The organism is Burkholderia sp. SCN-KJ, assembly GCF_024656005.1.
Lineage (GTDB): Bacteria > Pseudomonadota > Gammaproteobacteria > Burkholderiales > Burkholderiaceae > Burkholderia.
The window spans coordinates 135230-150008 of the sequence record NZ_JANKOG010000014.1; the positions used below are offsets into that span (position 1 = coordinate 135230).

14 protein-coding genes are annotated in these 14779 nt (G+C 70.5%); 7 read left to right on the forward strand and 7 right to left on the reverse strand.

Features of this window, described 5'->3' with window-relative positions; genetic code table 11:
• Positions 1-547: 547 nt before the first annotated feature.
• Positions 548-2188: a GMC family oxidoreductase gene (locus NQV17_RS22910; protein ID WP_257773991.1), complete on the forward strand. Its 1641-nt coding sequence runs from the start codon at positions 548-550 to the stop codon at positions 2186-2188.
• Positions 2189-2241: 53 nt separating this feature from the next.
• Here NQV17_RS22910 and NQV17_RS22915 read toward each other — a convergent pair whose 3' ends face one another.
• Genes NQV17_RS22915 through fliF form a run of 6 tightly spaced genes read right to left on the reverse strand, consistent with a single transcriptional unit; the run spans position 2242 to position 9058 of the window.
• Positions 2242-3603, reverse strand: a complete 1362-nt coding sequence (locus NQV17_RS22915) for a flagellar hook-length control protein FliK (RefSeq protein WP_257773992.1) — start codon at positions 3601-3603, stop codon at positions 2242-2244.
• Between the two features lie 31 nt (positions 3604-3634).
• Positions 3635-4093: a flagellar export protein FliJ gene (gene fliJ / locus NQV17_RS22920; RefSeq protein ID WP_044849246.1), complete on the reverse strand. Its 459-nt coding sequence runs from the start codon at positions 4091-4093 to the stop codon at positions 3635-3637.
• A 5-nt stretch (positions 4094-4098) separates the two neighbouring features.
• A complete protein-coding gene (gene fliI / locus NQV17_RS22925; protein WP_044849245.1) occupies positions 4099-5640 on the reverse strand; it encodes a flagellar protein export ATPase FliI in 1542 nt (513 codons plus the stop codon).
• Positions 5634-6317, reverse strand: coding sequence for a flagellar assembly protein FliH (gene fliH, locus NQV17_RS22930; RefSeq protein ID WP_257773993.1), 684 nt, complete (start codon positions 6315-6317; stop codon positions 5634-5636). Before fliH ends, fliI begins: the two co-directional genes overlap by 7 nt.
• Positions 6310-7305, reverse strand: a complete 996-nt coding sequence (gene fliG, locus NQV17_RS22935; RefSeq protein WP_257773994.1) for a flagellar motor switch protein FliG — start codon at positions 7303-7305, stop codon at positions 6310-6312. Before fliG ends, fliH begins: the two co-directional genes overlap by 8 nt.
• Positions 7295-9058, reverse strand: coding sequence for a flagellar basal-body MS-ring/collar protein FliF (gene fliF, locus NQV17_RS22940; RefSeq protein ID WP_257773995.1), 1764 nt, complete (start codon positions 9056-9058; stop codon positions 7295-7297). The genes fliG and fliF overlap by 11 nt, the downstream gene beginning before the upstream one ends.
• Before the next feature lie 251 nt (positions 9059-9309).
• Between fliF and fliE the strand changes: the two genes are divergently transcribed.
• The 6 genes from fliE (at position 9310) to NQV17_RS22970 (ending at position 13525) form a co-directional block, all read left to right on the forward strand.
• A complete protein-coding gene (gene fliE, locus NQV17_RS22945) occupies positions 9310-9654 on the forward strand; it encodes a flagellar hook-basal body complex protein FliE (RefSeq protein ID WP_124570749.1) in 345 nt (114 codons plus the stop codon).
• A gap of 181 nt (positions 9655-9835) precedes the next feature.
• Positions 9836-10270: a flagellar export chaperone FliS gene (fliS, locus tag NQV17_RS22950; protein WP_257773996.1), complete on the forward strand. Its 435-nt coding sequence runs from the start codon at positions 9836-9838 to the stop codon at positions 10268-10270.
• Positions 10267-10599: a flagellar protein FliT gene (locus NQV17_RS22955; protein WP_257773997.1), complete on the forward strand. Its 333-nt coding sequence runs from the start codon at positions 10267-10269 to the stop codon at positions 10597-10599. The genes fliS and NQV17_RS22955 overlap by 4 nt, the downstream gene beginning before the upstream one ends.
• 75 nt (positions 10600-10674) lie before the next feature.
• Positions 10675-12093 carry a flagellar hook-length control protein FliK gene (locus NQV17_RS22960; RefSeq protein ID WP_257773998.1) on the forward strand — a complete coding sequence of 473 codons (1419 nt, stop codon included), beginning with the start codon at positions 10675-10677 and terminating at the stop codon, positions 12091-12093.
• On the forward strand, positions 12090-12410 hold the full coding sequence (locus NQV17_RS22965; protein WP_044848841.1) for an EscU/YscU/HrcU family type III secretion system export apparatus switch protein: 321 nt from the start codon (positions 12090-12092) through the stop codon (positions 12408-12410). Before NQV17_RS22960 ends, NQV17_RS22965 begins: the two co-directional genes overlap by 4 nt.
• A 380-nt stretch (positions 12411-12790) precedes the next feature.
• Positions 12791-13525: a PepSY-associated TM helix domain-containing protein gene (locus NQV17_RS22970; RefSeq protein WP_257773999.1), complete on the forward strand. Its 735-nt coding sequence runs from the start codon at positions 12791-12793 to the stop codon at positions 13523-13525.
• A gap of 163 nt (positions 13526-13688) precedes the next feature.
• Here NQV17_RS22970 and NQV17_RS22975 read toward each other — a convergent pair whose 3' ends face one another.
• Positions 13689-14714 (reverse strand): XdhC family protein, encoded by a 1026-nt coding sequence (locus NQV17_RS22975; RefSeq protein WP_044848843.1) that lies wholly within the window; start codon positions 14712-14714, stop codon positions 13689-13691.
• Positions 14715-14779: the final 65 nt, after the last annotated feature.

Consider the following 14779-nt stretch of genomic DNA (forward strand, 5'->3'; position numbering starts at 1 on the left):
TATTCGTGTTCGAAAACGGGATCGTCCGCGATGCGCGTACGGCCCGATGCGACTTCCGAATGGTGCGCGATCGCGAATTGCCGATGCTTGCCGGCGCACCGAAGCGGCATCGCGCGATGCGCGCGACGACGCATGCATCGGCAGGTCGAGCCGCGCACGCGGCGAGCCGTTCAAACGGTCGGCGATACGCGGCGTCGTTCGATTTCGACCGGCCGCGCGCACGGTGTTGCACGTCACCGTCGGGGCATCCGTTTGAAATGAAATGCGGGCCGCGCGCGGTGCGTCCGGACAACCCGGTCGGCACGCGGCCTGCAGAACGTCGCGCTGCATCGTCGTCTCCCCAGTTTCGCGACGGCGCGGCTTCTGGCGGCCGCTGCATCGCGTCGAATTCATCGATACATCTTAAATTTAGTTCACGCGGGCGTTTAGAGGAATCGCTCTTGAATCGGCGTGCCGCGCGCGCGACGGCCATTCCTACAATGCCCGAACATTACAAGCGGGAGCCGGGCCGCGCCGGGTGCCGTTCATGACACGAAGGAGACGTGACATGCAATACGACTACATCATCGTCGGCGGAGGATCGGGCGGGGCGAGCCTCGCGAGCCGCCTCGCCGATGCATGCCCGGACGCGACGATCGCGTTGATCGAGGCCGGTTCGCACACGGCGCGCAACCTGCTCGTCAACATGCCGGTGGGGATCGCGGCGCTCGTGCCGTTCAAGCTCGGCACGAACTACGGTTACGAAACGGTGCCGCAGCCGGGCCTCGGCGGCCGCCGAGGCTACCAGCCGCGCGGACGCGGGATGGGCGGCTCGAGCGCGATCAACGCGATGATCTACACGCGCGGCCATCCGGGCGACTACGACGAGTGGGCACAACTCGGCGCGACGGGCTGGGGCTGGCAGGACGTGCTGCCGTATTTCCGCCGCGCGGAAGGCAACGCGCGCGGCGCCGACGCCTGGCACGGCGCGGACGGGCCGCTGACGGTGTCCGATCTGCGCTTTCGCAATCCGTTCTCCGAACGATTCATCCAGGCCGCGCACGCGGCCGGTTATCCGCTCAACGACGACTTCAACGGCGCGACGCAGGAAGGCGTCGGCTTCTATCAGGTCACGCATCGCGACGGCTCGCGCTGCAGCGTTGCACGTGCGTACATCTACGATCGCGACCGGCCGAACCTGCATGTGATCACCGATGCGACGGTGCTGCGCGTGGGCTTCGACGGCAGGCGCGCGGTCGGTGTGGTGGTGTCGCGCGACGGACGCGTCGAGACGCTCGGCGCGCGCGCGGAAGTGATCCTGTCGGCCGGCGCGTTCAATTCGCCGCAACTGCTGATGTGCTCGGGGATCGGGCCGGCGGAACAACTGCGCCGGCACGGGATCGCGGTCGTGCAGGACGCGCCGGACGTCGGCACCAACCTGATCGACCATATCGACTTCATCATCAACACGCGCGTGAATTCGTCGGAGCTGGTCGGCATCTGCCTGCGCGGGATCGCGAAGATGACGCCGGCGCTCGCGCGCTATTTCTCGAGCCGCACGGGGATGATGACGAGCAACGTCGCGGAGGCCGGCGGCTTCATCAAGAGCGATCCGTCGCTCGATCGTCCGGACCTGCAGCTGCATTTCTGCACGGCGCTCGTCGACGATCACAACCGCAGGATGCACTGGGGCTTCGGCTATTCGCTGCACGTGTGCGCGCTGCGCCCGTTCAGCCGCGGTACGGTCGCGCTCGCGAGCGGCGATGCGCGCGACGCGCCGCTGATCGACCCGCGCTTCTTCAGCGATACGCGCGATCTCGATCTGCTCGTGCGCGGGGCGCAGGCGATGCGCCGGATCCTGTCGCAGGCGCCGCTCGCGTCGCAGGGCGGGCGCGAGCTGTACACGCGCGCGGGCCAGAGCGAAGCCGAGCTGCGCGCGACGATCGTCGCGCACGCCGACACGATCTATCACCCGGTCGGCACCTGCCGGATGGGCTCGGATGCGCGCGCGGTCGTGGATCCGCAACTGCGCGTTCGGGGTGTCGAAAGGCTGCGGGTGGTGGATGCGTCGGTGATGCCGACGCTGATCGGCGGGAACACGAATGCGCCGTCGGTGATGATCGGCGAACGCGCGGCGGACTTCATCGTCGCGGCGCGCCGGGGCGGCGTGCCGCGCGGCGAGGCAGCCGCGGCGGCGCACGGTCGCTGAGCGGCATGCACTGGCACATACCGGCACATACCGGCACGCGAGCGACGCGATGCTCAGGCAAACGTATCGACGAGGCCCGCGCGGCTCACGGTCGCGGCGGCCGATGCGGATTGCGCGGCGTCGACCGGTGCGTCGACGGCTGACGATCCGGCGCGCGCGCGCGGCGACGACCGGCCGCCGGCGAAGCTTTGCTGCGGGTTCTGCTGCTGCGACGCGAAGCCGCCGTCGCTGACCGTCGCGCTGCCCAGGCCGAGCCCGCCCGCTTCCATCGCCTCGCGCAGCTTCGGCAGCGCGGCTTCCACCGCGTCACGCACCTGCGCGTGCTGCGATACGAACAGTGCATGCGCGTGGTTGTCCGCGACGCGCAGCACGACTTGCAGCGGGCCGAGGTCCGGCGGGTTCAGCGTCAGCTCGGCGCTCTGCTGGTGCGCATTCGACAGGAACACGACCTTCTGGCTCAGCGCATCCGTCCAGTCGGCGGTGCCGACGTGCGGCGCGAGCACATGCGGGTTGGCCGCGGCGATCGTGCTTGCTGCGGGCGATGCCTGGAGGTTCGCCTGGGCGGCTGCCGCAGCCGTGGCGGCGGCAGCGACCGTTGCGTCGGCGGCCGGGCTGGCGGTTTCCTCGGCGGCCGCGAATGCGTGCTGCGCAGCGGGTTGGGCCGTTGCGCCGGCCTGCAGCGCCGGTGCGGCGGCCTGCGTGGGGGGCTGCTGTGTCGTGGGCGCGCCTTTGGCGTCGGCGAGCGCGCGGTCGAAGGTCGGGACCTTCGGCGTCAGCGCGGCGGCGGTCGAGGCCGACGTCGTCGCTGCCGGTGCGGGCGCTGCGGCCGCTGCCGCACCCGTCGCGGGCATCGCGATCGCGCTCGCGCCGCCGGTCAGCTTTGCCAGCGCGGCCTGCAGCGCGTCGCGACCCGACGCGGGGGCAGCCGGCTCGGCGGCCGCATCCTTGCCGGCATGATTCGTCAGCGCGGCCGTGGCGTCGGGCTGGCCGGACACGGCCGTCGTCTGCGCGGCGGCGGCGGTGCTGTCGGCATCGGCCGGCGCCGCGTCGTTCGTGCGAGCCAGCAACTGCGCCTGCACGGCGGCGGTCGCTGCGAGCGCGGCGGCGTCGGGATTGGGCGTCGCGTTCGCGTCGTCGGTCGGCTTGTCGTCGCCTGTGCCGGACGGCTTCGTGCCGGCGGCCGGCGCTGCCGACACCTGTTTCGTCGTGGCGTCCGGCTTGCCGGCATTCGCCGCGTCGTGCCGCGTGCCGACGCTCTGCTTCAGCGTCTGCGCGAACGGCACGGCGGCCGGGCTGGTGGCGGCATCGTTGCCGGCGGTCTTGCCGGCGGCGGCCGACGAACCCGCGTCGCGGACGGCCTTGAGTGCGGTGCCGGCGGTGTCGAGCAGCGCGCCGAGCAGGGGCAGGGGAGGCATGACGATTCTCTCGTTCGAAAGCGGTGAGCGGCTACGCCGAGCGGGCCGCGTCGGCCCGCATGCGCAGGATCTTCGCGGCGTGTTCGTCGGCGTCGCGCTGTTCGCGCTTCGCGGTACGCTGCGCTTCCTGCGCGACGCCGCGCGCCTGCAGGATTTCGTATGAGCCGACGGTGCGTTTCTTCTGTTGCCAGTTCGGGCGCGCCTCGTCGATGCGGCGTTCGGCTGCGGCCAGCACGTTGCGCTGCTGCGCGATCGCCGCGTCGAGCGTATCGATGAACGCCTGGAAATTGCGCCAGTTGCCGGCCGGCATCCCGCTTTGCGCGGACTGCGCGAAGCGTGCGTGGTATTCGTCGCGATAGCGCAGCAGCGCATCGAGCTGCTCGGCGGCCGCGGTGCGGTCGCGCTGCGCGGTGCCGAGCTGCTTCGCGGCCGTGTCGAGATCTTCCTGCGCGCGATCGAGCAGCAGTTGCAGGGGAAAGCCGTGTGCCATCGGGTTCAGCCTCCGTGTACGTCGAACAGCGCATCGAGCGCGGCGAGGCTCGATTCGAACGGTGCGCATTCGCGAAAGCCCTGCTGCAGGAACGATTCGATGCGCGGGTAGAGCGCGATCGCGCGGTCGAGCTGCGCGTCGCGGCCGGGCGCATAGGCGCCGACCGCGATCAGGTCGCGATTGCGCTGGTAGCGCGACAGCATCTGCTTGAACTGCCGAACGCGGTCGAGATGCGGTTCGTCGATCAGCGCGGTCATCGCGCGGCTGATCGACGCCTCGATGTCGATCGCTGGATAGTGGCCGGCCTCGGCGAGCGCGCGCGACAGCACGACGTGGCCGTCGAGGATCGCGCGCGCCGAGTCGGCGATCGGGTCCTGCTGGTCGTCGCCTTCGGTCAGCACCGTGTAGAACGCGGTGATCGAGCCGCCGCCTTCGGGCCCGTTGCCGGTGCGCTCGACGAGCGCGGGCAGCTTCGCGAACACCGACGGCGGATAGCCCTTGGTCGCGGGCGGCTCGCCGATCGCGAGCGCGATCTCGCGCTGCGCCATCGCGTAGCGCGTCAGCGAATCCATCAGCAGCAGCACGTGCTTGCCCTGGTCGCGGAAATACTCGGCGAGCGACGTCGCGTAGGCGGCGCCCTGCATCCGCAGCAGCGGCGACACGTCGGCCGGCGCCGCGACGACGACCGAGCGCGCGAGCCCGTCCTCGCCGAGGATCTGTTCGATGAACTCCTTCACTTCACGGCCGCGTTCGCCGATCAGCCCGATCACGATCACTTCCGCGCTGGTGTAGCGCGCCATCGTGCCGAGCAGCACCGACTTGCCGACGCCGGAGCCCGCGAACAGGCCCATCCGCTGCCCGCGGCCGACGGTGAGCAGGCCGTTGATCGCGCGCACGCCGACGTCGAGCACGTGGTGGATCGGCTCGCGATCGAGCGGGTTGATCGACGGCGCGGACAGCGGCGCATCGACTTTCGACCCGAGCGGGCCGAGGCCGTCGAGCGGGCGGCCCGACGCGTCGACGACGCGCCCGAGCATTTCCCAGCCGACCGGCAGCCGCTTGGCGCCCGCGAGCGGATCGGCGACGGGCGCGGCCTCCAGCGGCCATACGCGCGCGCCGGGCAGGACGCCGGCGACGTCGGTGGTCGGCATCAGGAACAGGCGATCGCCGGAGAACCCGACGACTTCCGCTTCCGCGTGCGGCAGCGTGCTGCCGGGCGGCAATTCGATCGTGCATTCGGCGCCGACCGACAGGCGCAGCCCGATCGCCTCGAGCACGAGGCCCGCGGCACGCGTGAGGCGCCCGCACGGCCGCAGCGGCAGCGCGCGATGGCTGCGTGTCGCGAGCCCGTTCAGGTGCGTGCGCCAGTGCGCGAGATGCGGATTGTGCGGCGCACGCGGCGTGTCGCAGGCGGCATCCGTCGCGTGTGCCGGCGCGTCGTGCGCGGTGTCGTGCGGACCGTCGGGGCCGAACGACGCGAGCGCGAGTTCGCGCTCGAGCGGCGTCATCCCGTCGTGCAGGATGGATGCGGGCGTGGGCGTCACCATGCGCTCACCTTGCCGATCGAGGCGGCGACGCGCTGCCAGCGGGTGGGCAGCGTCGCGTCGACCTCGCCCGTCGCGGCGTGCGCGCGGCAGCCGCCGCGTTCGATCGACGCGTCGGTGCGCACGTTCCAGCCGAGCGTATCGAGTTCGTCCTGCAGATAGGCTTCGACGACGGGCAGGTCGGCCGGATTTACCGCGAGATGCGGCGCGCCGGACAGCGCCGGTTCGGCGGCGAGCACGTCGCGCACCGCCGCGACGAGCGCGGCGGGATCGTGCTTCACGTGCTGGCGCACGACCTGCTGCGCGATGTCGAGCGCGAGCTGCGCGAGGTCGGACGCGAGATCGTGCTCGACGCTCGACACGGCTTCGCGGAACGACGCGGCGAGCGCCGCGAGCTGCGCTGCCTGTTCGCGGGCTTCGGCCTGGCCGGCTTCGAAGCCCTGCTCGCGGCCCTGGTCGAAACCGGCCTGGTAACCCAGTGCCTGCCCTTCGACGTGACCGGCCGCATGGCCTTCGGCATGCGCGGCGTCGCGCACGCGCTGCAGGTCCGCGGCGAGCGCGGCGGCGGCCGCTGCGGCAGCGTCGGGCGGCGGCGGGGGCGGTGGCGGATCGAACGACGCCATCTCCCACCGCTGGTACGCGGTGAGGGTGCCGGCGGGCTCGCGCGCGGAATCAGACATACGCGTCTTCCGCCTTGCCGCCGATCACGACCTGGCCGCTTTCGGCGAGGTTGCGCACGATCTGCAGGATGCGGCGCTGCTGCGTCTCGACTTCGGACACGCGCACCGGGCCGCGCGCGTCGAGGTCCTCGGCGAGCAGTTCGGCCGCGCGCTGCGACATGTTCGCGAGGAACTTCTGGCGCAGCGCGGGCGGCGCGCCCTTCAGCGCGATGATCAGCGTTTCCGACTCGACTTCCTTCAGCACCATCTGGATCGCGCGATCCTCGAGGTCGAGCAGGTTCTCGAACACGAACATCTGGTCGATGATCTTCTGCGCGAGGTCGGCGTCGTACTGGCGCACGCTTTCGAGCACGCCTTCCTCATGATTGCTCGTCATGAAGTTCAGGATCTCGGCCGCGGTGCGGATGCCACCCATCGGGCTGCGCTTCAGGTTGTCGCTGCCCGACAGCAGGCCGGTCAGCACGTCGTCGAGCTCGCGCAGCGCGGCCGGCTGGATGCCGTCGAGCGTCGCGATCCGCAGCAGCACGTCGTTGCGCAGCCGCTCGGTGAAGCACGATGCGATCTCGGACGCCTGGTCGCGGTCGAGGTGCACGAGGATCGTCGCGATGATCTGCGGATGCTCGTTCTTGATCAGTTCGGCGACCGCGCCCGAGTCCATCCACTTCAGGCCCTCGATGCCGCTCGTGTCGCTGCCCTGCAGGATCCGGTCGATCAGCACGCCGGCCTTGTCCTCGCCGAGCGCCTTGGTCAGCACCGAGCGGATGTACTCGCTCGAATCGAGCGACAGCGCGGTGTGCTGCTCGGCTTCCCTCGCGAACTCCTGCAGCACGTCCTCGACCTGCTCGCGCGTGACGTTCTTCAGCGCGGCCATCGCGGCGCCGATCTTCTGCACCTCGCGCGGCGCGAGGAACTTGAATACTTCAGCGGCCTCTTCCTCGCCGATCGACATCAGCAGCAGCGCGCTCTTGGTCAGGCCTTCAGCGTTCATCGGACACCCAGTTCTTCACGACGGTGGCGACGATCTTCGGATCCTGGCGGGCGATCGTGCGCGCGTAGTCGAGGTTGCGTTCGTAGCGGTTCTTTTCGTTCTCGAAGCCGAGCAGCAGCGCATCGGGCTCGTCGGCCTTGTCCGGGGCGGGCAGGCCGTCGAGCACGACCGCATCCTCCGGTGCCGCGAGCGCCGGCGTGACCGGCTCGGGCGGCGGGAACGCGCGGCGCATCGCCGGGCGCACGAACATGAAATAGAGCGCCGCCGCGGCCGCCGCGATGCCGAGCCACTTCGCGGCTTCCTTCGCCATCGCGATCATGTCCGGCTGGCGCCACCACGGCAGGTCGGCGTACGGATCGCTGGCGGTCGAGAACGCGCTGTTCACGACGTTCACCGAGTCGCCGCGCTTCTCGTCGTAGCCCATCGCGTCCTTCACGAGCTGCTCGATCTGCGCGAGCTTCGCGGGTGGCAGCGGCTGCATCGTCACGTGGCCCTTCGCGTCGGCCACCGGCTGGTAATTGACAACGACGGCGACCGACAGCCGCTTCACGTTGCCCATCGGCTGCTCGACGTGGCGGATCGTCTTGTCGAGTTCGTAGTTGGTCGTCTGGTCCTTGCGGTCGCTGACGGGCGTCGACTGCGGCCCGTTCTGGCCGTTGCCGGCGACGATCGGCGCGGAGGCCGGCTGCGGCGGCGTGTTCGACAGCGCGCCCGGTACGCCCGAGGCGCCGCCCTGCGCGAGTTCGGTGGCCGTGCTGGTCTGCTGGCTGCGGATCGCGGTCTGCTGCGGCGAGGCGTTCGGGCCGTAGCTTTCCGAGGTCTGCTCGAGCCTGGAGAAATCGACGTCGGCGCTGACCTGCGAGCGCGCGTTGCCGGTGCCGAAGATCGGCGCGAGGATCGCGTCGATGCGCTTCTGCGTGTTGCGCTCGACCTGCTGCACGTACTTGAGCTGGCTCGCGTCGAGGCCGGAGGCCGAGGCCGTCTGGGTCAGCAGGTTGCCGTCCTGGTCGACGATCGTCACGTTCTTGGCCGGCATGTCGGGCACGCCGGACGACACCATCCGCGTGATCGCCTGGACCTGGCCCTCGTCGAGCACGCGGCCCGGGTAGAGGTCGACGAACACCGACGCGCTCGGCGCTTCCTTGTCGCGCACGAACACCGACGGCTTCGGGATCGCGAGATGCACGCGCGCCGTTTTCACCGCGTTGATCGATTCGATCGTGCGCTGCAGCTCGCCTTCGAGCGCGCGCTGGTAGTTCACCTGCTCCGCGAACTGGCTGATGCCGAATTTCTGGTTGTCCATCAGCTCGAAGCCGACCGAGCCGCCCTTGGGCAGGCCCATCGCGGCGAGCTTCAGGCGCGTTTCGTGGACCTGGTTCGACGGCACGAGGATCGCGCCGCCCGCGTCGGCGAACTTGTAGGGAACGTTTGCCTGCTGGAGCGCGGCGATGATCGCGCCGCCGTCGCGGTCCGACAGGTTGCTGTACAGCACGCGATAGTCGGGCGCGCGGCTCCACAGCACGAGCGCGGTGATCGCGGCGACGGCGAACGCGACGGCGATCACGAACGGCAGCTTCGGGTTGCCCTTCATCCGCGAGATGCCGGGGATGCGTTCCGCGAAGCCGCCGAACCCGAAGTCCGCGCCGGCGCCGCCTGCTCCCGGCAACGCGGCGGCCACGGTGGCGCCTGGCACCGGGCTGGCGAGGCCCGTGCGGGCGTCGGGGTTGATCAGCGAGTTGGCCTGCGAATCCATGCGTGGAGTTTCTCCGGAGCGGGACGACTGAGCCGCTCGGACGAGCGGACGGACAATGACACGATGCGATTATCGGGACCCGGGCGCGACTCCGATCGACCGAAAAGAGCGGGGTTTCCCCCGTACTTTCGCGGCTTTGGCGCGCGCCGCGCTGCTATCCTTTTTCGCGATCCGGCATGGTGCGCGTCGTGCGGCGCCGCCGGAAACGCCCGGTGTGCCCGGGTCTCATCTCTTACAGGTCTGGGGACAGCATGGCTGCCAACGTCAGCGGAATCGGTTCGGTGTTGCAACAGATGCAGGCGATGGCCGCGCAGGCGAGCGGCGGCGTCGCGAGCCCGGCGGCAGCGCTCGCCGGCTCGGGCGCCGCGACGGCCGGCACGTTCGCGAGCGCGATGAAGGCGTCGCTCGACAAGATCAGCGGCGACCAGCAGCACGCGCTCGGCGAGGCGCACGCGTTCGAGGTCGGCGCGGCGAACGTGTCGCTGAACGACGTGATGGTCGACATGCAGAAGGCCAACATCGGCTTCCAGTTCGGGCTCCAGGTCCGCAACAAGCTCGTGAGCGCGTACAACGACATCATGCAGATGTCGGTTTGACGGGCGGGCGTCCGGCGACGGGCTTCCGGGGCAGCCGCCCAGGGGAGCAGCCTGCCTGCCGCGCCGGCGGCCCACTCACCTAAAGCTTTCCAATTCCCTTCCGATAACTCTGGAACGAGGCCGCGTCGTGCATCGCAGGGCGGCGGCCACTGCATAGCCAACGCATCACAAGGAGAAGCGCATGTTTTCCCCAGGACACGCTGGAGCCAGTGCGTACGCGCGTGTCGGCGTCGAGACGGGGGTGATGGGCGCGTCCCCGCACCGGCTGATCGCGATGCTGTATCAGGGCGCGCGGCAGGCCATCGCGCTCGCGCGCATGCATTTGCAGCAGGGCAACGTGCCCGCGCGCGGCGAAGCGATCGGCAAGGCGATCGGGATCGTCGAGAGCGGCCTGCAGGCGTCGCTGAACCGCGACGCGGGCGGCCAGATCGCCGGGCGCCTCGACGCGCTGTACGCCTATATCGGCCGGCGCCTGCTGGAAGCCAACCTGAATGCGAGCGACGCGATGCTGGTCGAGGTCGACGGGCTGCTCGCGACGCTCGAGGAAGCGTGGACGGGCATCGCTCCGGAAGTCGCGCGCATGGCCGCGCAACAGGCGGCGGGCGCGGCGCGATGAATCTCAAGGCCGAATACTTCGCTCGCTACGAGGCGCTCGCGGCCGTGTCGGGCCGCATGCTGTGCGCGGCGCGCGGCTCGGACTGGCGCGCGCTGCCGGAGTTGCAGGCCGAATTCCTGAGGCTCGTCGACGGGTTGAAGGCGGCCGCTCCGAGCGTCGCGCTCGACGAAGCGGACCTCGGCCGCAAGCTCGCGCTGATCCGCCGCATCCTCGCCGACGACGCCGCGATCCGCGATCTCGCGAGCCCGGAAGTCGCACGGTTGTCCGCGCTGTTCGAGGCGCGGCGCTCGACCGAGGTATTGACCGATCTCTACCGCGCTCGCGGATAGTGCCCGTTTGCCGGGGCGGCGGTAGCCGCGTGCCCGGCTTCGCAACGATGTGGCTGAGGTGAGCAGGCTTCGATCATGACCGGTATCGACTCCGTTGCGGCCGCCGTGCTGGCGAGCCGCCTCGACAGCCTGCTGGCCGGCACCGTGACGGCGCCCGCCGGCGGCGGCGCGACCGCGCAGGTCGGCACGCCGGGCGCCGGCGTGTCGTCGCCGTCCGCGACGGGGGCCACGCCGGCCGCGCCGCCGGCGTCCGCGCAGACGGCACTGTCCGATGTCGCGCTCGCGCTCGATGCGATCTCGCGCTCGGGCGGTGTCGCGACGCCCGTGATCGCCGGGCGCACGCCGCTGCTGGCCGACCCTTCCGTGCTGCTGAGCGTCGCGGCGGCCGCGTCGCCGGATGGGCAGAGCGCTTCCGATCCGGGCGCTTCTTCCGCCGCTTCTTCCAGCGCTTCTTCTACCGCTTTTTCCAGCGCTTCTTCCAGCGCTTCTTCCAGCGCTTCTTCCAGCGCAGCGCCCGCGTCCGACGTCGCGGCCGCGCGCGCTGCGGCGGCCGCACCGCCCGTCGCGGCGTTGCGCGCGGCGCTCGCGCAGGCCGTGAGCGAAAGCGGCCTTTTCTACGAATCCCATCTCGCGCAGTGGCTGGCCGGCCAACGCCCGCTCGCCGCGCTGATGCGCGAACCGCAGGCGCGCCTCACGACCGTGCCGGTGCAGCCCGCCCCGGATGCCGCGCAGCACGATGCGCCCGATGTGCTCGACGAACTGCTCGCGCAGCGTCTGCCGTTGCCGGCGGCGGCGCCGCGATCCGCCATGCAGCCGGGCGCGCCAGTGCCGGGCGGTGCGGTGCCGCACGAGCTCGTGCAGAACACGCAGCTGGCCGCCCGGCCGGGTACCGCGTCGGGCGCAGCCGCGCTGACCGACCCGCTCGGCGACCACCCCGACCCGCGCTGGACGCCTGCGCGCGTCGAACTGGCCGCCGCGTCGGCCGATCCGCAGGCGCAGGCATCGGCTCCCGTGCATCCGGCTGCCGTGCCGATCGTCCGGCAGCAGCTCGACGCACTCGCGACGGACCAGTTTCGCTGGGCGGGCGAGGCATGGCCCGGCGCACGGCTCGACTGGACGATCGAGCCCGACGATCCGGGCGGCCGCGCGTCGCGCAGCGGCGACGACACGGGGGACGGGATCGCCTGGCGCACGCGGCTGACGCTCACGTTGCCGTCGCTCGGCACGGTCGACGCGGAACTGGTATTGAACGGCAAGCAGCTCGTCGTGCGGCTGCGCGCGAATTCGGCCGGTGCCGACCGGCTCACGCGAAACGAGGCGGCGTTGCGGCAACGGTTCGAGGGATCGGGCCTGCAGCTCGGCGGACTGTCGATCCGCGCGGTCGGCGACGAGCCGGACGGCTTCGATCCGCTCGTCGCGCAGGCGGCCGCTGCCGCGTATGCGCGCAGTGCGGCTGGCGGCATGCCGGGCGCCGACGACGAGGCGCCGCGATGAGCATGACGTCGCGCAAGCGCGCGGCCGCGCTCGTCTACGATCCGAAAGGCGGCGATGCCGCGCCGCGCGTGGTCGCGAAGGGGTATGGCCTGCTCGCCGAGATGATCGTCGCGCGCGCCCGTGATGCGGGGCTGTACGTGCATACCGCGCCGGAGATGGTGTCGCTGCTGATGCAGGTCGACCTCGACGACCGGATTCCGCCGCAGCTTTACCAGGCCGTCGCGGATCTGCTCGCTTGGCTGTATGCGCTCGATCGCACCGAGCCCGAACCGGGTGACGCCGCGCCGCGCTTTCCGTTGCCGCCGCTGCGCCGCTGAGCAGTTGCGCTGCTGAGGCGCTGCGTCTACGCCCGCGCCGAAGCCGAAGCCGAAGCCGAAGCCGAAGCCGAAGCCGAAGCCGAAGCCGAAGCTGACGCCGACGCTCGCCCAGCCGCCCGCCCACCCGGGTTTTCTTGCGAAATGCTGTCCGGGTCTTTCGCGATCATTTCGTCGGTATTTTTCGTCTATTGACCGGAATCTGCGCTTGATCAGTATGCTTTTTCGGTTATCTCTGGACTTTCTCGCCCGCTCCATCGTGTGCCGGCGGATTGAGCGGCCGCTTCATTTGTGTAATGATATCCATTCTCATTTTCATGCTGTCCGGGCGGCGTACGTTTTCCGTGCGCCGCCCGTTGCTTTGAACGAATGGATACTCTCGCGTGAACGCGCCCGAAACGATCGCCCCGCCGCAGGCGGGCAGGCCCCCTGCGGGCGTTACCGTGCTGCATCCGGCCGCACGCCCCCTGAGCGACGCCGAACTGGAGGGGCGCCGCCAGCGCTCGCGCCGCGCGACCTTCATCAAATGGCTGCGCAAGGTACACGGCTGGGTCGGACTGTGGGGCGCGGTGCTCGGATTGCTGTTCGGCGTGACGGGCGTGCTGCTGAACCACCGTGCGCCGCCGCTGAAGATCCCGACCGGCGAACCGCAGGTCGAGCAGATGCAGATCGCGTTGCCGGACCCGGTGCCGAAGTCGCCCGCCGCGATGACGAAGTGGCTCCAGCAGGAGCTGCACTTCGACGGCCGGCCGGGCCGCGTGCGCAAGGAGCCTGCGCAGCCGGTCGCCTGGGGCGACAAGCGCGTGATGCAGCCCGAGCACTGGCAGATGGGCCTGTTCGGTCCGCACCAGAACCTGCAGGCGGAATACTGGGTCGGCAACGGCTACGTGTCGGTGAAGCGCAGCGGCAACACGTTCCTGACGACGCTGAACAACCTGCATCGCGGCGTCGGCATGAATCTCGGCTGGGTGCTGCTGATGGACACGATCGCGGGTTCGCTGATCCTGTTGTCGCTGACGGGCGTGCTGTTGTGGACGGAGCTGAACAAGCGCCGCACGCTCGGCGTCGTGCTGGTGGCCGGCTCGGTCGCCGCAGCGCTTGCCGCGGGCCTTGCCTGACGTCGGCATCGACGCGCGCCGGTTTCCCGCCGACGCATGACGGCCATCCGGCGCGGCCTTGCACCGCAGCGACGGCCTCAAGAAAACGCCGGGCCGCCCCAGGTTTTCCGCCCGGAAGGAAGTCCCCTTGGGGGCTGGCGCGAAGCGGCCGGTTTGGGACGCCTCAGAGGCCGCAGGCCGCGCCGCCGTTTGCCGCGATCTCGCGTGCGGCCTTCGCGCCCTCGACCTGCAGGATCGTCGGCAGCGACACGTTGTTCTTCGCGGCCGTCACTTCGGCGAGGATCGAGATCGCGATTTCGGGCGGCGTGCGGCTGCCGATGTAGATGCCGGCCGGCCCGTGCAGCCGCGCCAGTTCCGCCTCGCTCAGGTCGAATTCGAGCAGCCGCTCGCGCCGCGCCGCGTTGTTGCGTCGCGAGCCGAGCGCGCCCACGTAGAACGCGGGCGTCTTCAACGCCTCCATCAGCGCGAGATCGTCGAGCTTCGGGTCGTGCGTGAGCGCGATCACGGCCGAACGCGCGTCGAGCTTCATGTCGAGCACCGTGTCGTCGGGCATCGTGTGCACGACGCGCGTGCCCGGCACGTCCCACGCATCCGTGTATTCCTCGCGCGGATCGCAAACCGTCACCTGATAGTCGAGCCCGACCGCGATCTGGCACAGATAGCGCGACAACTGCCCGGCGCCGATCACGAGCATCCGGTAGCGCGGCCCGTGGATCGTCACGAGCCGCTCGCCGTCGAACGCGAGCCCGTCGGTCGCCTGCGCGGGTGACAGCGACGCGCGCCCGGTCGCGAGCGTCATCGTGCGCGTGACGAGGCGGCCGGCTTCGACTTCCGCGCACAACGCGGCGATCCCGCTGTCGCGCGTGAGCGGCTCCAGCACGAGCTGGATCGTGCCGCCGCAGGGCAGCCCGAAGCGGTGCGCCTCCTCGGCCGTCACGCCGTACTTGACGGCTTCCGGGCGCGCGTCGGCCGCGATTCCGCTCGCATGCACGCGGGCGATCAGGTCGTCCTCGATGCATCCGCCGGACACGGAGCCGACCACGAGCCCGTCCTCGCGCACCGCGAGCATCGCGCCTTCGGGGCGCGGCGACGAGCCCCACGTCTTCACGACCGTCACGAGCAGCACGCGGCGCCCTTCGTCGAGCCAGCGCGCGCTGGATTTCAGTACATCGAGATCGACGCTTTCCATCATCCTGTTCCTGTTGCCGGACGGCCCGCCGGGCCGGGCCGTCGTTCGATGGCCGGATTATGAAC